Source organism: Serratia sp. SCBI (assembly GCF_000747565.1).
GTDB classification, from domain to species: domain Bacteria; phylum Pseudomonadota; class Gammaproteobacteria; order Enterobacterales; family Enterobacteriaceae; genus Serratia; species Serratia ureilytica.
Window position 1 is genome coordinate 1556874 of record NZ_CP003424.1, and the last position, 22627, is coordinate 1579500.

The 22627-nt window shown below is 62.2% G+C and carries 24 protein-coding genes; 11 read left to right on the forward strand and 13 right to left on the reverse strand.

Translation table 11 applies throughout. From position 1 onward, the window contains the following. Window positions 1-66: 66 nt before the first annotated feature. From SERRSCBI_RS07260 to SERRSCBI_RS07280, 5 genes are all read right to left on the reverse strand, one after another. Window positions 67-516 (reverse strand): helix-turn-helix domain-containing protein, encoded by a 450-nt coding sequence (locus tag SERRSCBI_RS07260; RefSeq protein ID WP_042784011.1) that lies wholly within the window; start codon window positions 514-516, stop codon window positions 67-69. A 205-nt stretch (window positions 517-721) separates the two neighbouring features. After that, complete coding sequence (locus SERRSCBI_RS07265; protein ID WP_042784013.1) at window positions 722-2302, reverse strand: malate:quinone oxidoreductase; 1581 nt, start codon at window positions 2300-2302, stop codon at window positions 722-724. Between the two features lie 461 nt (window positions 2303-2763). Next, window positions 2764-4191: an alkaline phosphatase gene (gene phoA / locus SERRSCBI_RS07270; RefSeq protein ID WP_042784014.1), complete on the reverse strand. Its 1428-nt coding sequence runs from the start codon at window positions 4189-4191 to the stop codon at window positions 2764-2766. Between the two features lie 131 nt (window positions 4192-4322). After that, entirely contained in the window at window positions 4323-5030 is a 708-nt protein-coding gene (locus SERRSCBI_RS07275; protein ID WP_042784015.1) for a glutathione S-transferase N-terminal domain-containing protein, read from the reverse strand. A gap of 74 nt (window positions 5031-5104) precedes the next feature. After that, window positions 5105-5788 carry a helix-turn-helix transcriptional regulator gene (locus SERRSCBI_RS07280; protein WP_042784016.1) on the reverse strand — a complete coding sequence of 228 codons (684 nt, stop codon included), beginning with the start codon at window positions 5786-5788 and terminating at the stop codon, window positions 5105-5107. Between the two features lie 175 nt (window positions 5789-5963). Between SERRSCBI_RS07280 and SERRSCBI_RS07285 the strand changes: the two genes are divergently transcribed. Both SERRSCBI_RS07285 and SERRSCBI_RS07290 read left to right on the forward strand, forming a co-directional pair. Continuing rightward, entirely contained in the window at window positions 5964-6335 is a 372-nt protein-coding gene (locus SERRSCBI_RS07285; protein WP_042784018.1) for an antibiotic biosynthesis monooxygenase, read from the forward strand. Window positions 6336-6503: 168 nt separating this feature from the next. After that, window positions 6504-7001 (forward strand): ATP-binding protein, encoded by a 498-nt coding sequence (locus SERRSCBI_RS07290; protein WP_042784019.1) that lies wholly within the window; start codon window positions 6504-6506, stop codon window positions 6999-7001. A 32-nt stretch (window positions 7002-7033) separates the two neighbouring features. On the opposite strand, the gene SERRSCBI_RS07295 is transcribed toward SERRSCBI_RS07290, so the two are convergent. The 4 genes from SERRSCBI_RS07295 to SERRSCBI_RS07310 all read right to left on the reverse strand — a co-directional run bounded on the left by SERRSCBI_RS07295 (window position 7034) and on the right by SERRSCBI_RS07310 (window position 9238). Beyond that, complete coding sequence (locus tag SERRSCBI_RS07295; protein ID WP_033650582.1) at window positions 7034-7540, reverse strand: GNAT family N-acetyltransferase; 507 nt, start codon at window positions 7538-7540, stop codon at window positions 7034-7036. Window positions 7541-7602: 62 nt separating this feature from the next. Continuing rightward, entirely contained in the window at window positions 7603-7860 is a 258-nt protein-coding gene (locus SERRSCBI_RS07300) for a YjhX family toxin (RefSeq protein WP_004939031.1), read from the reverse strand. A gap of 233 nt (window positions 7861-8093) precedes the next feature. Beyond that, complete coding sequence (gene cynS, locus SERRSCBI_RS07305; RefSeq protein ID WP_042784021.1) at window positions 8094-8564, reverse strand: cyanase; 471 nt, start codon at window positions 8562-8564, stop codon at window positions 8094-8096. A gap of 20 nt (window positions 8565-8584) precedes the next feature. Further along, window positions 8585-9238, reverse strand: a complete 654-nt coding sequence (locus SERRSCBI_RS07310) for a carbonic anhydrase (RefSeq protein ID WP_042784023.1) — start codon at window positions 9236-9238, stop codon at window positions 8585-8587. Between the two features lie 111 nt (window positions 9239-9349). Here SERRSCBI_RS07310 and cynR point away from each other — a divergent pair, with 111 nt between their 5' ends. Beyond that, the gene (cynR, locus tag SERRSCBI_RS07315; protein WP_033642427.1) at window positions 9350-10300 is read left to right on the forward strand and encodes a transcriptional regulator CynR; all 951 of its coding nucleotides are present in this window, start codon (window positions 9350-9352) and stop codon (window positions 10298-10300) included. Here the strand turns inward: cynR and SERRSCBI_RS07320 are convergent. Together SERRSCBI_RS07320 and SERRSCBI_RS07325 are read right to left on the reverse strand one after the other, a co-directional pair. Then, the gene (locus tag SERRSCBI_RS07320; RefSeq protein ID WP_019454439.1) at window positions 10224-10655 is read right to left on the reverse strand and encodes a hypothetical protein; all 432 of its coding nucleotides are present in this window, start codon (window positions 10653-10655) and stop codon (window positions 10224-10226) included. The genes cynR and SERRSCBI_RS07320 overlap by 77 nt on opposite strands. A gap of 58 nt (window positions 10656-10713) precedes the next feature. Beyond that, window positions 10714-11181 (reverse strand): helix-turn-helix domain-containing protein, encoded by a 468-nt coding sequence (locus SERRSCBI_RS07325; protein ID WP_033642428.1) that lies wholly within the window; start codon window positions 11179-11181, stop codon window positions 10714-10716. Between the two features lie 63 nt (window positions 11182-11244). Here SERRSCBI_RS07325 and SERRSCBI_RS07330 point away from each other — a divergent pair, with 63 nt between their 5' ends. Then, complete coding sequence (locus tag SERRSCBI_RS07330; protein WP_033650586.1) at window positions 11245-11472, forward strand: tautomerase family protein; 228 nt, start codon at window positions 11245-11247, stop codon at window positions 11470-11472. A gap of 139 nt (window positions 11473-11611) precedes the next feature. After that, window positions 11612-13204, forward strand: a complete 1593-nt coding sequence (locus tag SERRSCBI_RS07335) for an ABC-F family ATPase (protein WP_033642430.1) — start codon at window positions 11612-11614, stop codon at window positions 13202-13204. Window positions 13205-13255: 51 nt separating this feature from the next. Here the strand turns inward: SERRSCBI_RS07335 and moeB are convergent, their stop codons facing one another. Then, window positions 13256-14011: a molybdopterin-synthase adenylyltransferase MoeB gene (moeB, locus tag SERRSCBI_RS07340; protein ID WP_042784024.1), complete on the reverse strand. Its 756-nt coding sequence runs from the start codon at window positions 14009-14011 to the stop codon at window positions 13256-13258. A gap of 2 nt (window positions 14012-14013) precedes the next feature. Further along, the gene (gene moeA, locus SERRSCBI_RS07345; protein WP_042784025.1) at window positions 14014-15252 is read right to left on the reverse strand and encodes a molybdopterin molybdotransferase MoeA; all 1239 of its coding nucleotides are present in this window, start codon (window positions 15250-15252) and stop codon (window positions 14014-14016) included. Window positions 15253-15408: 156 nt separating this feature from the next. Here moeA and SERRSCBI_RS07350 point away from each other — a divergent pair, with 156 nt between their 5' ends. The 6 genes from SERRSCBI_RS07350 (at window position 15409) to gsiD (ending at window position 22601) form a co-directional block, all read left to right on the forward strand. Then, entirely contained in the window at window positions 15409-15945 is a 537-nt protein-coding gene (locus SERRSCBI_RS07350) for a DUF924 family protein (protein WP_042784027.1), read from the forward strand. A gap of 355 nt (window positions 15946-16300) precedes the next feature. After that, a complete protein-coding gene (locus SERRSCBI_RS07355) occupies window positions 16301-17257 on the forward strand; it encodes an isoaspartyl peptidase/L-asparaginase family protein (RefSeq protein WP_042784029.1) in 957 nt (318 codons plus the stop codon). Window positions 17258-17276: 19 nt separating this feature from the next. Further along, entirely contained in the window at window positions 17277-19151 is a 1875-nt protein-coding gene (locus SERRSCBI_RS07360; protein WP_042784030.1) for a dipeptide ABC transporter ATP-binding protein, read from the forward strand. A gap of 23 nt (window positions 19152-19174) precedes the next feature. Beyond that, window positions 19175-20710: a glutathione ABC transporter substrate-binding protein GsiB gene (gene gsiB / locus SERRSCBI_RS07365; protein WP_042784031.1), complete on the forward strand. Its 1536-nt coding sequence runs from the start codon at window positions 19175-19177 to the stop codon at window positions 20708-20710. 52 nt (window positions 20711-20762) lie between these two features. Next, window positions 20763-21683: a glutathione ABC transporter permease GsiC gene (gene gsiC, locus SERRSCBI_RS07370; protein WP_042784032.1), complete on the forward strand. Its 921-nt coding sequence runs from the start codon at window positions 20763-20765 to the stop codon at window positions 21681-21683. A gap of 9 nt (window positions 21684-21692) precedes the next feature. Then, a complete protein-coding gene (gsiD, locus tag SERRSCBI_RS07375) occupies window positions 21693-22601 on the forward strand; it encodes a glutathione ABC transporter permease GsiD (protein WP_169539470.1) in 909 nt (302 codons plus the stop codon). Window positions 22602-22627 lie beyond the last annotated feature (26 nt).

Genomic DNA, 22627 nt, shown 5'->3' on the forward strand with positions numbered 1-22627 from the left:
GTCAATAATAAAGAAAGGGTTCAGTTCTCGCGAACTGAACCCTTTTTTGTGCCTTTACCATGAGGATTAACGCAGCCCCATCCAGCTGGTGCATACGCCTTCCGGCAGTTTGCCAGCAAACCAGTGCGGTAAGGCGGGGGCGTCGCGGTGTTGCTCAGTCTGCGTCTGCGCCGGCCACTCCGCGACGTCCCAGCGGGTGGTGCGGCGATACACCGCCGGGGTCTTGCCGAACTGTTTCTTGAAGGCGCGCGAGAACGACGGCTGAGAATCGAAGTGGTATTGCAGGGCGATATCCAGGATCGGTCGTGGGGTGGAGCGCAGTGCCTGCGCCGCCTGCGACAGGCGCCGCTCGCGGATATAGCTGCCGAGCGCGTGGCCGGTGGTGCTGCGGAACATGCGCTGCAGGTGCCATTTGGAGTAGCCTGACTTGGCGGCGACGTTATCCAGCAGCAGCGGTTGGTCCAGATGAGTTTCAATCCAGTCTAGTAAATCGTGAATGATATTGACGCGATCCATGGTTTTAGTTCTCCCGCAAAAACGACATTCAGGTCACAGTGACTTAGCTTAATTATCCAAGAATATACTTTGATAATAGGCGTGACTACGCCGTTACGCAAGGGTAAACCGGGGGTAAATAGGTGGCCAAAAATGCTCTTTGAGCGGCAGGGGTATAGAAAAAAGGCCGCATAAAGCGGCCTTGTCAGCAGAAAACCACGGGGAATCAGTTAGTTTCCGGTTTCACTTCAATGTAGTTCAGACCCAACACGCTGCTGGTGTAACCGCGGATCTTGTTGGTCATCTCGATATCGCCGTTCAGCTTGTGGCCGTAAGACGGGATGATCTCTTTCAGCTTGCTCTGCCATTCCGGCGTCGCCACTTTGTCTTTGAACACGGTTTCCATCAGATGCAGCATGATCGGCGCAGCGGTAGAAGCGCCCGGCGAAGCGCCCAGCAGAGCGGCGATGCTGCCGTCTTCAGAACTGACGACTTCGGTGCCGAACTGCAGCACGCCGCCTTTATCCGCGTCTTTCTTGATGATCTGCACGCGTTGGCCTGCGGTCCACAGCTTCCAGTCTGCCTGCTTGGCGTCCGGGAAGTACTCTTTCAGCGCGGCGAAGCGGTCGTCGTCGTTCATCATCAGCTGGCCGACCAGGTATTTCACCAGATCGAAGTTATCCAGACCGACGTGGGTCATCGGCATCAGGTTCGAGGTGCTCAGCGAGTGCATCAGATCGAACAGCGAACCGTTCTTCAGGAACTTGCTGGAGAAGGTGGCGAACGGCCCGAACAGCAGCACGCGCTTGCCGTCCAGCATGCGGGTATCCAGGTGAGGCACGGACATCGGCGGTGAACCTACGCTGGCCAGGCCATACACTTTGGCCAGGTGCTGGTTGGCGATCTCCGGGTTGGTGGTGACCAGGAACTGGCCGCCGACCGGGAAGCCGCCGTAGCCGTCGGCTTCTGGGATGCCGGACTTCTGCAGCAGGGTCAGGGACGCGCCGCCTGCGCCGATGAACACGAACCTGGCGTTAACGGTGGTTTCTTTGCCGTCGCGGTTCAGATCGGCAACGGTCACGCTCCAGGTCTGGTCGGCGTTGCGCTTGATGTCGCGCACTTCGTGGCTCAGGTTCAGCTTGAACTTGTCGCTGGCGCTCAGCGCATCAACCAGCTGGTGGGTGATCACGCCGAAGTTGACGTCGGTACCCAGCGGCATGCGGGTCGCGGCGATTTTCTGCGCCGGATCGCGGCCGTTCATCACCAGTGGCGCCCACTGCTTGATCTGCGCAGGATCTTCGGAGTATTCCATGCCGCGGAACAGGGTGCTGTGCTGCAGCGCCGCATAGCGTTTACGCAGGAAGTTGACGTTGTCGTCGCCCCACACGAAGCTCATGTGCGGCACGCTGTTAATGAAAGATTTCGGATCTTTCAGGACATTGTTTTTCACCTGATAAGACCAGAACTGGCGAGAGATTTCGAAAGACTCGTTGACCTTCACCGCCTTGCTGATGTCGATGGTGCCATCGGCTTTTTCCGGCGTGTAGTTCATTTCGCTGAAGGCGGAGTGCCCGGTACCGGCGTTGTTCCAGCCGTTGGAACTCTCTTCCGCTACGCCGTTCATGCGCTCGTACATGTCGATGGTCCAGGTCGGCTCCAGCTCATGCAGATAGGTACCCAAGGTGGCGCTCATGATGCCGCCGCCGATCAGAACCACGTCGACGGTTTTATTCTTCTCTTCAGCCGCCGCCTGTTGCGTAACGCCAAACAGGCTGAGACTGAAAATCAGGACGAGTAATTTTCTCATTGAATTAAATCTCTTGTGTGTAAATTCTACTCATTGCAGGTGAAAGAATTTAGCGGGAGTTACCCTGGAAATAATGAAGCCGACCGCCCGGCGAAAGCCGATAGGCAGCAATAATGCCTTTTTGTTAATAGGGTTTTTAACGAAAAGTGAACTATTGCAGGCCGTCCGGATGCAAATTGATCGGTTCACGTTACTGGCGGGGTATTATTGTTTGCGAGAATGTTAAAAACTACTTTTGTAACTAAAAAAAATAGAATATAAGCAAAAAACGGCCGGTTGCTGTCGCAGGAATAAACAGAGAGGGAAGAAAGGCCGTATAACCGCGTTATTTTCAGGGGCTAATTGTCGCGTAATTAGACGTTATTTCGTTATCACACAATAATTGCGGTTAAATTGCAAATACCTAGCGGTAACCAATAATAAATGGCCGCCGTTGCGGGCGGCCATCGTTCAGGGGGCGGTTACTTGATACCCATCGCATCGCGCATGGTGAAGAACAGATCGGTCTGATCGGTCAGGCCCACTACGTTGGCGGCGTGCGGGCCGTAGGCCGCGACGCGCAGCTGGGTGCCGGTGTGCCCCTGCGATTCCTCTTCCGAGTTGCCGTAGCTGAGGGTCATCGGCGCGGCGTCCTTGGTGGTCAGCTTTTGGGTCAGGCCCGGCGCTTTGGCGTCGGCGGAGACGATCTGGCTGGCGTGCGCGTGGTCGGCGGTAACGATCACCAGCGTGTTGCCGTCGGCGCGGGCGAAGGCCAGCGCTTTTTGTACCGCTTCGTCCAGATCGACGGTTTCGCCAATCTGCCCGCACGGGTTGGCGGCGTGATCCTGCTTATCGATCGACGCGCCCTCGACCTGCAGGAAGAAGCCGTTCGGGTTGTCTTTCAGCAGCGCGATCGCTTTTTCGGTCATCGCCGCCAGCGTTGGCGTGGCGGCGGTGCGCGCCGGGTTGTTTTCGCAGGTCACTGCCGGTTTGTCGAGGTTGCCATGGTAGCTTGCTTTCGGCCCCAGCCAACGCACCGGCATATTGCCGTCGGCGAACAGCCCCAGCAGCGGTTTTTGCTGGTTGGCGAGGGTAACGGCCTGCAGTTCGTCGGCGTTGCTCACCCACTGATAACCCTGCGCCGCCGCCTGGTCCTTCAGCGATTTTCCTTGCCATTCGCCGCTTTTTGCCAGCTGGTTGAACGATTTCGCGCCGCCGCCCAGCGTGACGTCGGCGCGGGTTTTCAGCAGTTGTTCGGTGATGGAGCCGCGGCCGCCGTTTTCCAGCGCGTTAGCGGCGCATTTCTCGCTGGTTTCCTCCGGGCCATAGCACTTGCGTGAGATGACGTGGGAGACCAGCGCTGCCGGCGTGGCGTCTTGCAACTCGGCGGTGGAGACGTTGCCGGTGGCCTTGCCGGCCGCCTTGGCGATCTCCAGTAGCGTCGGTTGGTCCTTGCCGTTCACGTCCACGCCGAGCGCGCCGTTATAGGTTTTCACCCCGGTGGCCCAGGCGGTGGCGGAGGCGGCGGAGTCGGTCACGTAGTCCGGCTTATGGGTTTTCCTGTCCAGCGAGTAATGGGTGTATTGTCCGGTCAGCGGCAGGGCGTCGATGCCCTTGAAGTAACCGCCTGCGCCTTCGGCGTAGTTGCGCGCGGCGGTGATCTCGGAATCCCCCATGCCGTCGCCGATCAGCAGGATCACGTTTTTCGCCGTTTTGTCCGACAGCGACGCCTTCAGCGCGGCGGTCTGATCGCCGGCCAGACGGCGGGCGCCGCCCGGTTCGACGAGGTTGCCGCGCGCGGCGCGATCGGTCAGGCCATCGGCATTGGCCGAGGTTTCCGCCGCGATGGCGGAGGAACAGAGCAGGGCGGACAGTACGGCGCCGGCGATCAGGGATACAGCAGGTTGCATGGGGTAAGCTCCTTGTCGTAATACAACAATGTAAATAACATCAAATTGTTACGAAAGGAGAGTAGAGCAGAGGGATGACAATTTTATGACAGCGGAAGGCGGGACGGCCCGGCGGCCATCCCGTTTGACGATCAGGCCGCTCGCGCCGGGATAGCGAGCCCACGCTGCACCGCCGGGCGCGCCAGACCGCGCTCCAGCCACTGCGCGACGCGAGGGAAACTGTCGAACTCCACCAGTTCGCGCGCCTCATAGAAGCCGATCAGGTTGCGCACCCAACCCAGCAGCGAGATATCGGCGATGGTGTACTCCGCGCCCATGATCCAGTCGCGGCCTTCAAGGCGTGTTTCCAGCACGCCGAGCAGGCGTTTCGATTCGTTTTTGTAGCGCTCCAGCGGCCGCTTGTCTTCATATTCGCGCCCGGCGAATTTATGGAAGAAACCGAGCTGGCCGAACATCGGGCCGACGGCGGCCATCTGGAAGAACACCCATTGAATGGTTTCGTAACGCTGCGCCGGGTCCTGCGGCAGGAAACGGCTGCTCTTTTCCGCCAGGTAGAGCAGAATGGCGCCGGATTCGAACAGCGGCAGCGGCCGGCCGCCGGGGCCGTCGGGATCGATGATCGCCGGGATCTTGCCGTTCGGGTTCAGCGCCAGGAATTCCGGCGTCCAGGTTTCGTTGTTGCCGATGTCGATCAGGTGCGCTTCATAAGGCAGGCCGATCTCCTCCAGCATGATGGAGACTTTGACGCCGTTCGGCGTCGGCAGAGAGTAGAGCTGCAGCCGTTCCGGATGCTGAGCCGGCCAGCGTTTGACGATCGGGAATTGGGTGGAATCGAGCATGGAAACTCCTCGGGTTGGCGGGGTCGCTTAAGCGTACCCCTAGAGTATTGCAGTAAAACTACCCTGTCGCCGGGTTACACCGTGAGGTCAAAATGTGCGGCCAGCGCTTTTTTACCGGCAGGGGTCAGCTGCAGCTCGCGGCTGTCGAGCCGGCGAAGGATCCAGCCGCGTTGGATAAAGGCGGCTAACAGCGCGGCGCCCAGCGCGCCGCCGAGGTGAGAGCGGCGTTCGCTCCAGTCCAGGCAGCCGCAGGCGAAGCGGCGGCGGGTGGGAGCGGGGGAGCAATCGACGCCCAGCCGCGCCAGCGCGGCCTGCCCGGCGTCGCTTAACCGGTAGTCTGCTTCGCCGGTCAGCCAGTTCAGCGCATGCAGCCGATCGTGCAGCTTCACCGCCACCTCGCCCGCCATATGGTCGTAACAGGTGCGAGCATATTGCAGCGAGGTGGGCGTGCGGCTTTTCACCGACGGGCGCGGCACGCCCGCCAGCGCCATCATGCCTTCCAGCGCTGCGGCCACCGGTTGCCCCGCCAGCCGGAAATAGCGATAGCGCCCCTGTTTGACGCAGGCAATCAACTGCTGTTCCAGCAGTTTCGCCAGATGCGCGCTGGCGGTGGACGGGGCGACCTCGACCGCCGCGCTGAGCTCGGTGGCGGTGTAGGCGCGCCCATCCATCAACAGGCACAGCATGCGCGCCCGGGTGCGGTCGGCGATGGCGGCGCTCAGCGCCGCTAAACGATCTTCTATCTCGATGTTATGCATACTTCGAGGTTAGGCGAAGTATGGCTGTGCGTCCATTGCTAGCCTGTGGTCATCGCACTTTGCTGCTGTGCGGCCGTATTCGCTGGATATTGATGAGCGGGCGTTGAAACCGGTGCAGTGGCGCCATTCTTACCCTGCGCGCGTATCGGAATTTTACCGTTGAGAGGAGAAGATAATGATCGCCGTGATTTTTGAACTGCAGGCCGCCGATGGGCAGCGCGATGCCTATCTGGGGCTGGCTGCGGAGCTGAAGCCGCTGCTGGCGCAGATCGACGGATTCATTTCCATCGAGCGCTTTCAAAGCCTGGCCGATCCTGCGCGCCTGCTGTCGCTCTCTTTTTGGCGCGACGAAGCGGCGGTGCAACAGTGGCGCAATCTCGAACAGCACCGGGCGGCGCAGGCGCGCGGCCGTGGCGAGGTGTTGGCGCAGTATCGGCTGCGGGTGGCGGAAGTGGTGCGGGACTACGGGCTGGAGAGCCGCCACCAGGCGCCACAGGATAGCCGTTGTTATCACGCACAGAGCAAGCCTGCGTCGGAGACGAATTGACAACGCTGCACGGTTGTCATATTCATTAGCTATGAAAAAATCCCACCGCCCATTCGCGCAAATTATTATCACCCTTCTCCAGAGGGTGGGATAGCGCGTGTGTCGCCAATAAAAACCCGCCGGCAGGCGGGTTTTTTTATCCCCTTCCGGCAACGACCGGAGAACGTCATGAAAACCTACCCTGCAGTTTTACACCTGATGTGCGGCAAGGCCGGCGCAGGCAAATCGACGTTGGCGCAGCGTTTGGCCCAGCAGCCGCAAACGCTGTTGCTGAGCGAAGATGCGTGGCTGGCGACGCTGTATGAACAGGAGATGGTCAGTCTGCAAGACTACGCGCGCTGTTCCGACCGGCTGCGACGAGTGCTGGGCGGGCACCTCGTTCAGCTGCTGCGCGGCGGTTGGTCCGTGGCGCTCGATTTCCCGATGAATACGCCGGACAGGCGGCGCTGGGCCAAAGCCTTGGCGGAGGAGGCCGGCGTCGTGCACTGCCTGCACTTTCTCGACGTCAGCCATGCGCAGTGCCTGAACCGGATAACGCTGAGAAATGCGCGCGGCGAGCACCCGTTTACACTGAGTGAGGCGGAGTTTGAGCATCTGGCGCAGTATTTTGTTCCCCCGGCGGAAGAGGAAGGGATGACCGTCTTGCGTTATGGCGAACGGGACTGAAAACCGGCGCCATGACGGCGCCGGCAACAGGGTTAGGCTTCGGCGTTAAACGCGTTGTGGAAGGTGACCTCCGCGCACGGCAGCGCGCCCTGGAAGGCGACGGCGCGGAAGTAGTCTTGCGGCACGCCCGGCAGGGTCAGCGCGCACTGCGCCTGGAAGCCGAAGCGGCCGTAATAGTTCGGATCGCCCAGCACCACGCAGCCTGCGGCGCCGCGTTCCTGCAGCTCGGCCAGCAACTGGCGGATCAGCCGGCTGCCGATCCCCTGGCTCTGACAGGCCGGCAGCACCGACACCGGCGCCAGCCCGTACCACCCGGCGGCGCCGTTGCTGAGTGCGACCGGCGAGACGGACGCGTGCCCGATCGGTGTGCCATTTTGCTCGGCGAGCAGCGACAGGGTGAGGGCTCCCGCCGCGCGCAGCGCATTAACGATAAACTGCTCGGTGTGGCTGCTGTGTTCGGCATGCAGGAACGCGGCGGCGGTCAGGGTGGCGATGGCGCCGACGTCGGCCGGCGTTTCGTGGCGTAAAGTAATGTCCATGGTTGTATCCTGATTAAATAAGGCTGAACCGACCGGGCTGCCTGCCCGGCCGGTATCGATGATTAGCGGTTATCCAGCTGCGCACGCACGGCCTTGAGCCCGGCGAAGGTGACGCGATAAGGGCGCCCCTGGCGAGAGAGGATCAGGCGTTTGGTTTTGAGCTTGGTGAAGACGGCCAGCGAGCAGTCGGCCAGGCCGAGCCCTTCGCGGGTGTAGCATTCGACGTGGGTGACGCGACCGGCGTCGTTGCGGGTGAAGGCGATATAGCCGCCTTTGGCCAACACGTGCAGCACGCGTTGTTCCGCTTTGGAAATGTTCATGTTGGGAGATCCTGTAATAACCCCAGATACGCGCATCCCCGCGCAAACGCGCGTCGGATACGTCAGAGTCCCTCGCCATACGGCAAGGAAGCGACTATCGGGTGGTTACAATCTCCAACATACAGGCCTCGGGCAGTGAAAAACGCCAGGGTGGCGTTTCAGCGCAGATAATGTAGCCAATGGCCGGTTGGCTGTCAATTTGCCGGCGACGCAGGCCGCCGGCGAAAGGCCAATTAGAAAGGCTTGGTCGGCAGGTATTTGCCGTCCAGGGTGATCACCGCGCGTTCGCCGCCTTCCGGATCGGCGACCTTTTTGATATCCAGCTTGAAGTTGATGGCGCTGATGATGCCGTCGCCGAACTGCTCGTGCACCAGCGCTTTCAGCGTGGAACCGTAAACCTGCAGCATTTCATAGAAGCGATAAATGGTCGGATCGGTCGGCACGCCGCCGGGAATGCTGCCGCGCAGCGGGATGGTTTGCAGCAGCAGCACCGCCTCTTCGTCCAGCCCCAGCTTGGTCGCTACCGTGCGCGCCGCCGGTTCCGGCAGCGCATGCTGCCCGAGCAGCGCGGCGGTGACGAACGCCAGGCTGAGACCGGTGCCCTCGGCCAGCGCTTCGAACGTCAGGTTATGGCGAATTTTGGCGGCCATGATGGTGTCGGTGAGCGCTTCGCGCGGGGCGGCGTTATGCAGAGAGTGTGTCATGTTAGCTCCTTATTGTCGGCTTAAAAACGGGCGATCGCCGGGGTGGCGGTCACCTCGGGATGGGTGGCGAGTGGTACGAAGCGGCGGGTTTCGCCGTCCAGCGCCTCGATAGCGCCGCTGGCGATGTCATAGACCCAGCCGTGCAGCGCCAGGCGGCCCTGATCCAGTGCCAGCGCGACGGAAGGGTGCGTTTTGATGTTGTTGAGTTGGGCGATGACGTTCTCGCGCACCATCGACGCGACCCGGGCTTCGTCAGAGGCGTGCGGATAAGCCTGATTGACCGCCTTGGCGGAATCGGCGTAACGCAGCCAGCCGGCGACCGTCGGCAGGTGATCCAGACACTGGCAGGTGGCGATGGCGGTCATCGCGCCGCAGTCGGAATGGCCACAGATCACGATATCTTCCACGCCCAGCACAGCGACGGCGTACTCGACCGAGGCGGTCACCCCGCCGGGTTCGGGGCCGAAAGACGGCACGATGTTACCGGCGTTGCGGATAACGAACAGATCGCCCGGCTCGCGCTGGGTGACCAGCTCCGGCACCAGGCGGCTGTCGGAACACGAGATAAACAGGGTGCGCGGGTTTTGGCGGGTCGCCAGCCGCTGAAACAGCGCCGTGCGTTCAACAAAGGCTTCGCGCTGAAACTTCAGGAAGCCTTCAATCACCTCTTTCATTGTCTTTCTCCCTGGGGGGTAAGCGATGACGGCATGATGAACGCTTCTGGCTATAGGGTCTAAGACCCATTTATAATGCTGGCTATAGGTTTTACTAATAGCTGGGGCGCTATGCTGCTGCGACATATCCGATATTTTCTGGCCGTTGCCGAACAGGGCAATTTCACCCGCGCCGCCGAAGCGCTGCACGTCTCGCAACCGACGCTCTCCCAACAGATCAAACAGTTGGAGGATGCGCTGGGAGCGCCGCTGTTCGATCGCAGCGGCAGAAGGGTGCAGCTGACCGACGCCGGTGAGGCCTGGATGCGCTATGCTCGCCTGGCGCTGCAGGATCTGGACGCCGGCGCGCGGGCGATCCATGACGTGGCGACGCTGGCGCGCGGCCATTTGCGGCTGGCGATGACCCCGACGTTCACCGCCTATCTGGTGGGGCCGACGATCGATGCGTTCTATCGCCGCTACCCGGGGATTACGCTGAGCATTGAGGAGATGGCGCAAGAACGAATCGAGGCGCTGCTGGCGCAGGATCGGCTGGATCTGGGGATTGCCTTTGAGATGGCGCAGTCGGTGGAGGTGGAAGCCTCGGTGTTGTTCAGCGAGACGCTGGAGCTGATGGTCGGCGCCGATCATCCCCTGGCGGCGCGGCGTCGGCCGCTGACGCTGGCGGAGTGGCGACATCTGCCGCTGGCCTTGCTGAGCGGCGACTTCGCCACGCGTCAGTTTATCGATCGCTACTGCACGCAGTTGGGGTTTCGGCCGCAGGTGGCGGTAGAGGCCAATGCGCTGGGCGCCATCGTCGAGATCGTGCGGCGCGGGCAGCTCGCCACGCTGTTGCCGGCCGCGATTGCGCGCGAGAACCGGCAGTTGAAAAAGGTGGCGCTGGCCAACGCCATGCCGGCCCGTCAGGCGGTATTGCTGCAGCGCCAAGGCGCTTACCGCAGCGCCGCCGCGCAGGCGTTTATCGCCGTCTTGCAGCAACAGGGCGTTACGCCAACGCACTCCAGCGCTGCGTCATCCCCAGCAGATGCACCAGCCCGAAGCCGAGGCAAATCAGCGAGCTGACGACGATGAAGCGTTGGCTGCGGCCGGTATCGCGCAGGGCGAAAGGGCCGGCGACACCGCGCAGCAGGTAGATAAAGGTGATAATAAACAGCGCGGGCCGCAGCAGCGGCAGCGGCGCGATCAGGCCCGCGCCGGACAGCGCGTACAGCGCCCAAATAAACAGCACCAGCGCGATGCCGGCGGTGACGACGGCCGGGAACTTTTTACCCGCTTCCGCCGCCTTAATGAAGCGATCGCCGGCGCCGCATAGCCGATAGCCGCGCGGCCCGGCGGCGATCACCCAAATATGCAGCAGGGCGGCGATGGCGCTCAGCGCGGCGCCGATCAGCAGCGCGGTGTTATAGAGGTGTGGCATGGTTCAGCATCCTTGTCCTAAATCAGTCTGGTATCAAGCGTAGACCAGAATGGGTAAGTCAGGCCGGGGGGAGCTCAACGGCCGACATTTGCAGCGCGTCTTCAGGCACTACGTGCGCCTGCGCATCGATAAATGCCAGCTGCACCGGCAGCCCGCTGCGTTTATCCACCAGTTGAACGTGGGGGCTGTCATGCAGAATATGCCGGTGGCCCCATGCCATCAGCGCAACCAGGATAGGCCCCAGGCTGCGCCCCTTGTCCGTCAAGACATATTCATGTCGTTCGCGCTCGCCCGGCTCCCGGTAAGCGCGTTTGGCCAACAGTTCTTGTTCTACCATGGCATTCAGACGGTTGCTCAACGCCTGGCGTGAAGCGCCGATATTCTCGCGCAGCTCTTCAAAACGGCGGACGCCGTAGAATGACTCGCGCAGGATCAGTAACGTCCAGCGATCGCCAAGCAGATCCGCGGCCTGCGCCAGCCCGCACAGGGCAAGAGAAACGGTAGGGAGATCGGGAGATTTTGACATGGGCATTTTCCTTCGCTAATCTAAGTCTTGTTTTTAGACTTATCTATATTCAAGGAGAGTATAATGCCATTTGTTAATGTGCAAACGGTGAAAGGCATGCTGGATGAACGGCAAAAAAGCGAATTGCTGTCCCGCATTACCGAACTGTTGGTGGAGATAGAAGGGCGAGGCGATCCGGCGTTCAGGCAGTCGGTTTGGGTCCGAATCGATGAACATGCGCCCGAACAATGGAGCCTGGGCGGCGTGCAGCCGACGGCTGCGATGATTGCCGCGAAGTTCCCGCCGCGTTAATTCAGCTATGCCGCCTGCGAAAAGGATCGGATGCCGCAGGCGCCGCTCAAAATGTCACCGAAACTTCCCGCGATCTCTGCACCCCGTTGTGGCATAATGCGCGCCAAATCACATTCCCTATGTATAAAGAGCGAGCGCTGTGTTAAGCACTAACAACATCACCATGCAGTTCGGCAGTAAGCCGTTGTTTGAAAACATCTCTGTCAAATTCGGCGGCGGCAACCGTTACGGCCTGATCGGCGCCAACGGCTGCGGCAAGTCCACCTTTATGAAAATCCTCGGCGGCGATCTGGCACCGAGCGGCGGCAACGTGTTCCTCGATCCGAACGAGCGCCTGGGTAAACTGCGTCAGGATCAGTTCGCCTTTGAGCAGTACAGCGTGCTGGATACCGTGATCATGGGCCACACCGAACTGTGGGCGGTGAAGGAAGAGCGCGACCGCATCTACGCATTGGCGGAGATGAGCGAAGAAGACGGCTATAAAGTGGCCGATCTGGAAGTGGCCTACGGCGAAATGGACGGCTACAGCGCCGAAGCGCGCGCCGGCGAACTGTTGCTCGGCGTGGGTATTCCGGTTGAGCAGCATTATGGCCCGATGAGCGAAATCGCGCCGGGCTGGAAGCTGCGCGTGTTGCTGGCGCAGGCGCTGTTCTCCGATCCGGAAATCCTGCTGCTCGACGAACCGACCAACAACCTGGACATCGACACCATTCGCTGGCTGGAAAACGTGCTCAACGAGCGCAACAGCACCATGATCATCATCTCGCACGACCGTCACTTCCTGAACATGGTCTGCACCCACATGGCGGATCTGGACTACGGCGAACTGCGCGTTTACCCGGGCAACTACGACGAATACATGACCGCCGCCACCCAGGCGCGCGAGCGTCTGCTGGCGGACAACGCCAAGAAGAAGGCGCAGATCAATGAGCTGCAATCGTTCGTCAGCCGCTTCAGCGCCAACGCCTCCAAATCCAAGCAGGCCACCTCGCGCGCTCGCCAGATCGACAAGATCCAGCTGGAAGAGGTGAAAGCCTCCAGCCGCCAGAACCCGTTCATCCGCTTCGAGCAGGACAAGAAGCTGTTCCGTAATGCGCTGGAAGTGGAAGCGCTCACCAAGGGCTTCGATGAAGGCCCGTTGTTCAGCAAGCTGAACCTGATGGTGGAAGTGGGCGAGAAGGTCGCGGTGCTGGGCGCCAACGGCATCGGTAAAACCACCCTGCTGAAAACGCTGGTGGGCGATGCGCAGCCGGACAGCGGCACCGTCAAGTGGTCGGAAAACGCCCGTATCGGTTACTACGCGCAGGATCACGAATACGAGTTCGACGACACCCTGACCGTGTTCGACTGGATGAGCCAGTGGAAGCAGGAAAAAGACGACGAGCAGGCGGTGCGCAGCGTGCTGGGCCGTCTGCTGTTCAGCCAGGACGACATCAAGAAGAAAGTGAAGGTGTTGTCCGGTGGTGAGAAGGGTCGCATGCTGTTCGGCAAGCTGATGATGCAGCGCCCAAATATTCTGGTGATGGACGAACCGACCAACCACCTGGATATGGAATCCATTGAATCGCTGAACATGGCGCTGGAGATGTACGAAGGCACGCTGATCTTCGTCTCCCACGACCGTGAGTTCGTCAGCTCGCTGGCGACGCGTATTCTGGAAATCACCCCGAACAAGGTGATCGACTTTACCGGCAACTACGAAGACTATCTGCGCAGCCAGGGCATCGTATAACCCTCGCGGCAACGCATCAGGGCGGGAATTACCCCGCCCTTTTTTTATCCGTCATTCTCCGCCGCACACCTCGCAGTGCGGATCCTTCGGCAGTTTCATCTCGCGGAACTGCATGCTCATCGCATCGAACATCAACAGCTTGCCGCGCAGCGGCTGACCGTACTCGGCCAACAGCTTGATGGCTTCCATCGCCTGCAGGGTGCCGATAGTGCCGACCAGCGGCGCCATCACGCCCGCTTCGACGCAGGTGAGGGCGCTGTCGCCGAACAGCCGGCTCAGGCAGCGGTAGCAGGGCTCGCCCGGCTGATAGGTGAACACGCTGAGCTGGCCCTCCATGCGGATCGCCGCGCCGGAAACCAGCGGCTTGCGCTGCCCGTGGCACAGGCGGTTCAGCGCGTCGCGCGCCGCCACATTATCGGTGCAGTCCAGCACCAGATCGCAGGCGGCGATCTCTGCCGCAACCGCATCGTCTTCCAGACGACCGTCGATGGCGTCGATGCGGATATGCGGATTGATGGCGCTCAGTTCCTGCCTGGCGGAGGCGACTTTGCTCTGGCCTATGCGATCGTCGCGGTGCAGGATCTGGCGCTGCAGATTGGAGAGCGAGACGGTGTCGAAATCCACCAGCACCAGATGGCCGACGCCGGCCGCCGCCAGATAAGGCGCGGCGGCGCAGCCCAGCCCGCCCAGCCCGGCGATCAGCACGCGGGCGGCCTTCAGCTTCTCCTGGCCGTCGAAGTCAAAGCCGCGCAGCACGATCTGGCGGTTGTAGCGCAGCGCTTCGGCGTCGGTCAATTCCGGCAACATGTTCAGCTCCTCAGCAGGGCGTTGAACGGCTCGATCTCCACCGTTTCACCCGCCGCCACCGAACCGCGTTCGCGCTCCAGCACGATGAAACAGTTGCCCTGGCTGTAGGAGCTGAAGACGTGCGAGCCCTGGTGGCCGGTGGTGCTCACCTCCAGTTCGCCCGTGGCGTTGCTGCTGAACACGCCGCGCTGAAAATCGAGGCGGCCCGGCGATTTCTTCAGCGGCGTCAGCGCCCGCGCGCGCAGGCGCGGCGGCAGGCGCCAGTCGCTGTGGCCGGCCAGCTTCGCCAGCAGCGGTTGCACCAGTTGGTAGAAGGTCAGGGCGGCGGAAACCGGGTTGCCCGGCAGGCCGCAGAACCAGGCGTGGCCCAGTTTGCCGAAGGCGAACGGTTTGCCGGGTTTGATCGCCAGCTTCCAGAAGCTGACCTGGCCCAGCTCGTCGAGCATCTGTTTGGTGTAGTCGGCTTCGCCGACCGAGACGCCGCCGCTGCTGATCACCACATCGGCCTGGCTGTCCGCTTGTTCGAAGGCGGCGCGCAGCGCATCGCGATCGTCGCGGATAATGCCGAGATCGAGCACGTCGCAGCCCAGCTGCTCCAGCATCAGGCGCACCGCGAAGCGGTTGGTATCATAGATCTGGCCCGCCTGCAGCGGCTGGCCGACCGGCTGCAGTTCGTCGCCGGTGGAGAACACCGCCACCTTCAGCTTACGCATCACCTGCACTTCGGCGACCCCGAGCGAGGCCAGCAGCGGCAGCTGCGCGGCGCCCAGCTTCACGCCGGCCGGCAACACGCTGGCGCCTTGGCGAATGTCTTCACCCGCCAAACGGATATTCTGGCCGGCTTCTACCGGCGCGGTAAAACGCACGCCCTGGTCGCTCACTTCGGCCTGTTCCTGCATGACCACGGCGTCCGCCCCGGCCGGGATCGGCGCGCCGGTCATGATGCGCACGCAGCTGTTGGCCGGCCATTGGCCGTCGAACGGCGCGCCGGCGAAGGCTTTCCCGGCGACCGGCAACGGCGCATTGGCCGCCAGATCGGTGAGGCGCACCGCATAGCCGTCCATCGCCGAGTTGGCGAACGGCGGCACGTCGAGCGGTGAGACCACCGGCGCGGCGGTGATGCGGCCGGCGGCGGCGGTCAGGGCGACGGATTCGGTCTGTTGCAGCGGGGCGATCTGCCCGAGCATTTTTTCCAGCGCTTGCTCCAGGGAGATGAGATCGGAAGTATGGCAATGATCCATAAGGGGAACTCCGTAATCAGGGTGCGCATTGATAGCGACAAAGTGCGGGTATTATGGCAGAGAACGCCGGGGGGAGAACGGGTTATGCCCGCCATCTTTCGCACTGCGGCGCTGGGGCGATCGGGTATAAACTGCGTAAAACAGAGGAGAATCATGATGCATAAACAGGTTATCGAGTTCTGGTTCGACGAGATCGAACCGGTGATGTGGTTCAAAAAGGACGATGATTTCGATCGTCTGCTGCACAGCCGTTTCGGCGAAATCTGGCGGGCGGCGGCGGCGGGGGAGCTGGCGCACTGGCGCGACACCATCGAAGGGCGGTTGGCGGAGGTGCTCGTGCTCGATCAGTTCAGCCGCAACCTGTTCCGCGGCACGCCGCAGTCGTTCGCCTGCGACGGCATGGCGTTGATTCTGGCGCAGGAGGCGATCCGCAGCGGCGAGTGCGAACGGCTGAGCCGCGAGCAGCGCGGCTTCCTTTATCTGCCGTTCATGCATTCGGAATCGCCGCTGATTCACCAACAGGCGCTGGTGTTGTATACCGAGCTCAATAACGGCGATCAGCTGGAATTCGAACTGCGTCATAAGGCGATCATCGATCGTTTCGGCCGGTACCCGCATCGCAATGCGATATTGGGGCGCATCAGCACGCCGGAAGAAGAGGCCTTTTTACAGCAACCCGGTTCCGGTTTTTAATCGCGGAGTATCTTCGCCCGGCCGGGAAAAACGGCAGGCCGGGCGTTGAAATAATGATTATTCAGCGTGAACGTTTATTTCATGACCCCATGCCGCTATTTCCTCTCGCGAAATTACCAATAATCCCAGCCGCACTCTCAGCGGTTTGCTGCTTTTTATAACCTGCTGTTTTTATTCCAATAAGCTATTTCAAGGTGCGAAACGGTCTAAGCGGACTACGCTAAAAGTGGGGCGTGGACGTTATGCTGTACTTCCACAGTCGGGCTAAATAGAGTCGAAAAAGACTGAATAATAATGATACCGCGTTCAGCTTATTCGCTGCGCAACGGCGGGATTAACACAGGGTGTCAGGCAAATGAGCAAACCAGTGATTGCCATTCATGGCGGCGCGGGCGCAATTACCCGGGCGGCGCTGAGTGCGGAAAAGGAACGGCAGTATATTCAGGCGCTGTCCGAGATCGTGGCCGCCGGTCAGGCGATATTGGCACAGGGTGGCAGCGCGCTGGACGCGGTGACCGAAGCGGTGCGGCTGCTCGAAGAGTGCCCGTTGTTCAACGCCGGCAAAGGCTCGGTGTTTACCCATCAGGGCACCCACGAGCTGGATGCCTGCGTGATGGACGGCCGCACCTGTGATGCCGGCGCCGTCGCCGGCGTCAGCCGCGTCCGCAACCCGGTGCTGGCGGCGCGCGCGGTGCTGGAAAACAGCGAACACGTGCTGTTTGCCGCCGAAGGCGCCGAGAAGTTTGCCGCCGCCCACGGACTGGAAATGGTCACCCCCGACTTCTTCTTTACTCAGGAACGTTTTGAGCAGCTGCACCGCGCCCAGGCGGAGCAGGGGCGGGTATTGCTCGATCACGACGGCGCGGCGCAGGCCGGCGAGCCGCTCGATCCCGATCGCAAATTCGGCACCGTCGGCGCGGTGGCGCTGGATGCGCTGGGCAACCTCGCCGCCGCCACTTCCACCGGCGGCATGACCAACAAGCAGGCCGGGCGGGTGGGCGACACGCCGATCATCGGCGCCGGTTGCTATGCCAACAATGCCACCGTGGCGGTCTCCAGCACCGGCACCGGCGAAATCTTCATGCGCGGCGTGGCGGCCTATGACGTCTCCGCCCTGATCGAATACGGCGGGCTCAGCCTGCAAGAGGCCAGCGATCGGGTGGTGATGGAGAAGCTGCCGGCGCTGGGCGGCAGCGGCGGCATGATCGCCGTCGATCGCCACGGCAATATCGCGCTGCCGTTCAACAGCGAGGGTATGTACCGCGGTTTTGGCTATGTCGGCGATGCGCCGTCCGTCGGGATTTATCGCTAAGCGTTCACCGGGAGGGTGTATGACCGACGTTTCATTCCGGCCCGCCGGCGACGGGCTGTCATTGCCGCCGCAGCGGGTGCTGACGGTGCGCGATCTGTGCATCAGCTTTCCTCAAGCGGACGGCGCCGTAGACGCGGTGCGCAACCTGTCGTTCGATCTCGATCGCGGCGAGACGCTGGCGATCGTCGGCGAGTCCGGCTCCGGCAAATCGGTCACTTCGCTGGGGCTGATGCGGCTGGTGGAGCAGGGCGGCGGGCGCATCGTCGGCGGCGCCATGACGCTGCGACGGCGCGACGGCGCGTTGCTCGATCTGGCGCACGCCTCGCAGCGCACGCTGCGTACGGTGCGCGGCGCCGACATGGCGATGATCTTCCAGGAGCCGATGACCTCGCTCAATCCGGTATTTCCGGTCGGCGAGCAGATCGCCGAATCGCTGCGTTTGCATCAGGGCATGGACCACCGCAGCGCGCGCCAGGAGGCGCTGCGCATGCTCGATCTGGTGCGCATTCCGGAGGCTAAAGAGGTGTTGGGGCGCTACCCGCATCAGCTTTCCGGCGGCATGCGCCAGCGGGTGATGATCGCCATGGCGCTCTCCTGCAAGCCGGCGCTGTTGATTGCCGATGAGCCCACCACCGCCCTCGACGTCACCATTCAGGCGCAGATCCTGCAGCTGATCCGCGTGCTGCAACAGGAGATGCAGATGGGGGTGATCTTCATCACTCACGACATGGGCGTGGTGGCGGAGATCGCCGATCGGGTGTTGGTGATGCGCCGCGGTGAGCAGGTGGAACAAAATCGGGTGCGCGAGCTGTTCGCCGCGCCGCAACAGGCCTATACCCGGGCGCTGCTGGCGGCGGTGCCGAAGCTGGGGGCGATGGCCGAGCGGCCGCTGCCGGCGAAGTTTCCGCTGCCGGATGGCGAGGGCGATGCCGCGCCGCAGGATACCGTGCCGCCAGACGCTGCGCCGATCCTGCGGGTGGAGCATCTGGTCACGCGTTTTGATCTGCGCGGCGGGCTGTTCAATCGGGTCACTCGCCGGGTACATGCGGTGGAAAACGTCAGCTTCGATCTTTACCCCGGCGAGACGCTGGGGCTGGTGGGCGAGTCCGGCTGCGGCAAGTCCACCACCGGGCGTTCTTTGCTGAAGCTGGTGGACAGCCAGAGCGGCACCATCACCTTCGCCGGGCGGCGAATCGATCGGTTGAAGGGGCCGGCGCTGCAGCACCTGCGGCGCGATATTCAGTTCATTTTTCAAGATCCTTACGCCTCGCTCGATCCGCGCCTGACGGTCGGTTTCTCCATCATGGAGCCGCTGTTGGTGTACAACGTGATGCGCGGCCGTGAGGCGGAACGGCGGGTAGCCTGGCTGCTGGAACGCGTCGGTCTGCAGCCGGAGCATGCGCGCCGCTATCCGCACGAATTTTCCGGTGGTCAACGCCAACGCATCTGCATCGCGCGCGCGTTGGCGCTGAATCCGAAAGTGGTGATCGCCGACGAGGCGGTCTCGGCGCTGGACGTGTCGATTCAGGCGCAGATCGTCAATCTGCTGCTCGATCTGCAGCGCGAGTTCGGCATCGCTTTTCTGTTTATTTCACACGACATGGCGGTGGTGGAGCGCATCAGCCACCGGGTAGCGGTGATGTACCTCGGGCAAATTGTCGAGATCGGCCCGCGGCAGGCGGTGTTCGACAACCCGCAGCACCCCTATACCCGCAAGCTGATGGCGGCGGTGCCGGTGGCCGATCCCGTTCACGCCCACAAACGGCAGCCGCTGCCGGCCGATGAGATCCCGAGCCCGGTGCGCGCGCTGGGCGATGAACCCGTTACCGCACCGCTGGTGCAGGTTGGCGCCGGGCACTTTGTCGCCCGCCACCCGATCGCCGGTGCTTTTTAAAGACCTCAGGAGAGACAAGCGACATGAAGCACACATTCAAACGCAATGCGCTGTTGGCCGCCGTACTGCTGGCGGCGGGAACCGGCCCGGTCTGGGCGGCGAAGGACGCGGTGATCGCCGTGGCTTCCAACTTCACCACCCTCGATCCTTACGACGCCAACGACACGCTGTCGCAGGCGGTGGCCAAGTCTTTCTATCAGGGGCTGTTCGGCTTCGACAAGGACATGAAGCTGGTGAACGTGCTGGCGGACAGCTATGAGGTCAGCAAAGACGGCTTGACCTATACCGTCAAACTGCGTCAGGGCATCAAATTCCACGACGGCACCGCGTTCAACGCCGAAGCGGTGAAGATCAACCTCGATCGCGCCAGCAACCCGGACAGCCACCTCAAGCGCTATAACCTGTTCAAGATGATCGACAAAACCGAGGCGGTGGACGCCAATACGGTGAAGATCGTGCTGAAGGCGCCGTTCTCGGCGTTCGTCAACAATCTGGCGCACCCGGCGGCGGCGATCATCTCCCCGGCGGCGCTGAAGCAATACGGCAAGGAGATCGGTTTCCATCCGGTCGGCACCGGGCCGTATCAGTTCGTGGCCTGGAACCAGACCGATTTCGTCAAGGTGAAGAAGTTCGACGGCTACTGGCAGCCGGGGCTGCCGAAGCTCGACAGCATCACCTGGCGCCCGGTGGTGGATAACAACACCCGCGCGGCGATGCTGCAGACCGGCGAGGCGACCTTCGCCTTCCCGATCCCTTACGAGCAGGCCAAGGTGCTGGAGGGCAACGCCAAGCTGGACGTGGTGGCTGCCCCGTCGATCCTGCAGCGTTACATCAGCATGAACGTCACTCAAAAGCCGTTCGACAACCCGAAGGTGCGCCAGGCGCTGAACTACGCGATTAACAAGGACGCGCTGATCAAGGTGGCGTTCGCTGGTTATGCGGTGCCGGCGGAAGGGCCGGTGCCGCCGGCGATCGACTTCGCCGCCCGCTACAAGCCGTGGCCGTACGATCCGGCCAAGGCGCGTGAGCTGCTGAAAGAGGCCGGTTACCCGAACGGTTTTACTACCACGCTGTGGTCGTCCCACAACCACAGCACCGCGCAGAAAGTGCTGCAGTTCACCCAGCAGCAGCTGGCGCAGGTGGGGGTGAAAGTGACGGTGACGGCGATGGACGCCGGGCAGCGCGCGGCGCAGGTGGAGAGCGTCGGGGTGAAAGACACCGGCGTGCGGCTGTTCTACACCGGCTGGTCGGCCTCGACCGGGGAAGCGGACTGGGCGCTGTCGCCGCTGTTCTCCACCCAGGCGGCGCCGCCGAAGCAGTTCAACACCGCGTTCTACAGCAACCCGCAGGTGGACAAGGATCTGACCGACGCGCTGGCGACCACCGATCGCGCCGAGAAGCAGAAATTGTATCAGGACGCGCAGGATCGCATCTGGGCCGACGCACCCTGGATCTTCCTGGCGACCGAACGTCTGTTGTCGGCCAACAGCAAACAGCTGAGCGGTTTCTACGTGATGCCGGATACCTCGTTCAACTTTGATAACGCCGATCTGAAATAAGGCGCCCATCCCCGCCTGCGGCCCGACGGCGGCGGGCGGGGGAAGGAATGAGATGCTCAATTATTTTCTGAAACGACTGCTGGGTCTGATCCCGACGCTGCTGATCGTGGCGGTGCTGGTGTTCCTGTTCGTCCACCTGCTGCCGGGCGATCCGGCGCGGCTGGCGGCGGGGCCGGAAGCCGACGAGGCGGTGGTGCAGCTGGTGCGCAAGGATTTGGGGCTGAATAAGCCGCTGCCGCAGCAGTTCGCGCACTTTTTCGTCAACGCGCTGCGGGGCGACTTCGGCATCTCGATGGTGTCCAAGCGCCCGGTGAGCGAAGAGATCGCCTCACGCTTTATGCCGACCTTCTGGCTGACCGTGGCCAGCATGCTGTGGGCGGTGGCGTTCGGTCTGGCGATCGGCGTGTTGTCGGCGGTGTGGCGTAACCGTTGGCCGGATCGCCTCGGCATGACGCTGGCGGTATCGGGGATCTCGTTCCCGGCTTTTGCGCTCGGCATGCTGCTGATGCAGGTGTTCTCGGTCGAGCTGGGGTGGCTGCCGACGGTGGGCGCCGACAGCTGGCGGCACTACATTCTGCCTTCGATCACTCTGGGGGCGGCGGTGGCGGCGGTGATGGCGCGTTTCACCCGCGCTTCGTTCGTCGAGGTGTTGCAGGAGGACTACATGCGCACCGCGCGCGCCAAGGGCGTACGGGAAAACGTGGTGGTGATGAAACACGGCCTGCGCAACGCGATGATCCCGGTGGTGACCATGATGGGGCTGCAGTTCGGCTTCCTGCTCGGCGGTTCGATCGTGGTGGAGAAGGTGTTCAACTGGCCGGGGCTGGGGCGCTTGCTGGTGGACTCGGTGGAAATGCGCGATTACCCGGTGATCCAGGCCGAGGTGCTGCTGTTCTCGCTGGAGTTCATCCTGATCAACCTGCTGGTGGATATGCTGTACGCGGCGATCAACCCGGCGATTCGTTACCAATGAGGACGCGGCATGATTAAGCATTGGCGGCGCAGCGCCGCATTGAAGGCGATGCCGCTTATCGACCCTAACGCGGTACGCACGCCGTGGGGCGAATTTTGGCGGCGTTTTCGCCGCCAGCGGGCGGCGCTGGTCGCCGGCCTGTTGGTGCTGCTGCTGATTGCGGCGGCGCTGCTGGCGCCTTATCTGGCGCCGTTCGATGCGGAAAACTATTTCGATTACGACCGACTGAATGAGGGGCCTTCGCTGGTGCACTGGCTGGGCGTAGATTCCCTCGGGCGCGATATTTTCAGCCGCATCCTGATGGGCGCGCGCATTTCGCTGGCGGCCGGGGTGTTCTCGGTGCTGGCGGGTGGGGCGATCGGCACCCTGCTGGGGCTGCTGGCCGGTTACTATGAAGGCTGGTGGGATCGCCTCACCATGCGCGTCTGCGACGTGCTGTTCGCGTTTCCCGGCATTTTGCTGGCGATCGGCGTGGTGGCGATCATGGGCAGCGGCATGGCCAACGTGATCGTCGCGGTGGCGATCTTCAGCATTCCGGCCTTCGCCCGCCTGGTGCGCGGCAATACGCTGGTGCTGAAGCACCTGACCTATATCGAGTCGGCGCGCAGCATCGGCGCCTCGGACTGGACCATCATCCTGCGGCACATCCTGCCGGGCACCCTGTCTTCGATCGTGGTCTATTTCACCCTGCGCATCGGCACCTCGATCATCACCGCCGCCAGCCTGTCGTTTTTGGGGCTGGGCGCCCAGCCGCCGACGCCGGAGTGGGGGGCGATGCTCAACGAAGCGCGCGCCGATATGGTGATCGCGCCGCACGTGGCGATCTTCCCCAGCCTGGCGATATTCATCACCGTGCTGGCGTTCAACCTGTTGGGCGACGGATTGCGCGACGCGCTCGATCCGAAACTGAAGGGGTGAGGGCATCGCTGAATTGGCATACCCCT

Coding starts and splice junctions, on each gene's coding strand:
- SERRSCBI_RS07285 (WP_042784018.1), top strand. CDS start 5,964: ATGATCGCCGTGATTTTTGAACTGCAGGCCGCCGATGGGCAGCGCGAT.
- SERRSCBI_RS07350 (WP_042784027.1), top strand. CDS start 15,409: ATGCATAAACAGGTTATCGAGTTCTGGTTCGACGAGATCGAACCGGTG.
- SERRSCBI_RS07260 (WP_042784011.1), bottom strand. CDS start 516: ATGGATCGCGTCAATATCATTCACGATTTACTAGACTGGATTGAAACT.
- SERRSCBI_RS07320 (WP_019454439.1), bottom strand. CDS start 10,655: ATGCCACACCTCTATAACACCGCGCTGCTGATCGGCGCCGCGCTGAGC.
- SERRSCBI_RS07310 (WP_042784023.1), bottom strand. CDS start 9,238: ATGAAAGAGGTGATTGAAGGCTTCCTGAAGTTTCAGCGCGAAGCCTTT.
- SERRSCBI_RS07290 (WP_042784019.1), top strand. CDS start 6,504: ATGAAAACCTACCCTGCAGTTTTACACCTGATGTGCGGCAAGGCCGGC.
- moeA (WP_042784025.1), bottom strand. CDS start 15,252: ATGGATCATTGCCATACTTCCGATCTCATCTCCCTGGAGCAAGCGCTG.
- gsiC (WP_042784032.1), top strand. CDS start 20,763: ATGCTCAATTATTTTCTGAAACGACTGCTGGGTCTGATCCCGACGCTG.
- phoA (WP_042784014.1), bottom strand. CDS start 4,191: ATGCAACCTGCTGTATCCCTGATCGCCGGCGCCGTACTGTCCGCCCTG.
- moeB (WP_042784024.1), bottom strand. CDS start 14,011: ATGTTGCCGGAATTGACCGACGCCGAAGCGCTGCGCTACAACCGCCAG.
- SERRSCBI_RS07295 (WP_033650582.1), bottom strand. CDS start 7,540: ATGGACATTACTTTACGCCACGAAACGCCGGCCGACGTCGGCGCCATC.
- SERRSCBI_RS07355 (WP_042784029.1), top strand. CDS start 16,301: ATGAGCAAACCAGTGATTGCCATTCATGGCGGCGCGGGCGCAATTACC.
- SERRSCBI_RS07280 (WP_042784016.1), bottom strand. CDS start 5,788: ATGCATAACATCGAGATAGAAGATCGTTTAGCGGCGCTGAGCGCCGCC.
- SERRSCBI_RS07360 (WP_042784030.1), top strand. CDS start 17,277: ATGACCGACGTTTCATTCCGGCCCGCCGGCGACGGGCTGTCATTGCCG.
- cynR (WP_033642427.1), top strand. CDS start 9,350: ATGCTGCTGCGACATATCCGATATTTTCTGGCCGTTGCCGAACAGGGC.
- SERRSCBI_RS07275 (WP_042784015.1), bottom strand. CDS start 5,030: ATGCTCGATTCCACCCAATTCCCGATCGTCAAACGCTGGCCGGCTCAG.
- SERRSCBI_RS07265 (WP_042784013.1), bottom strand. CDS start 2,302: ATGAGAAAATTACTCGTCCTGATTTTCAGTCTCAGCCTGTTTGGCGTT.
- cynS (WP_042784021.1), bottom strand. CDS start 8,564: ATGACACACTCTCTGCATAACGCCGCCCCGCGCGAAGCGCTCACCGAC.
- SERRSCBI_RS07330 (WP_033650586.1), top strand. CDS start 11,245: ATGCCATTTGTTAATGTGCAAACGGTGAAAGGCATGCTGGATGAACGG.
- gsiD (WP_169539470.1), top strand. CDS start 21,693: ATGATTAAGCATTGGCGGCGCAGCGCCGCATTGAAGGCGATGCCGCTT.
- gsiB (WP_042784031.1), top strand. CDS start 19,175: ATGAAGCACACATTCAAACGCAATGCGCTGTTGGCCGCCGTACTGCTG.
- SERRSCBI_RS07325 (WP_033642428.1), bottom strand. CDS start 11,181: ATGTCAAAATCTCCCGATCTCCCTACCGTTTCTCTTGCCCTGTGCGGG.
- SERRSCBI_RS07300 (WP_004939031.1), bottom strand. CDS start 7,860: ATGAACATTTCCAAAGCGGAACAACGCGTGCTGCACGTGTTGGCCAAA.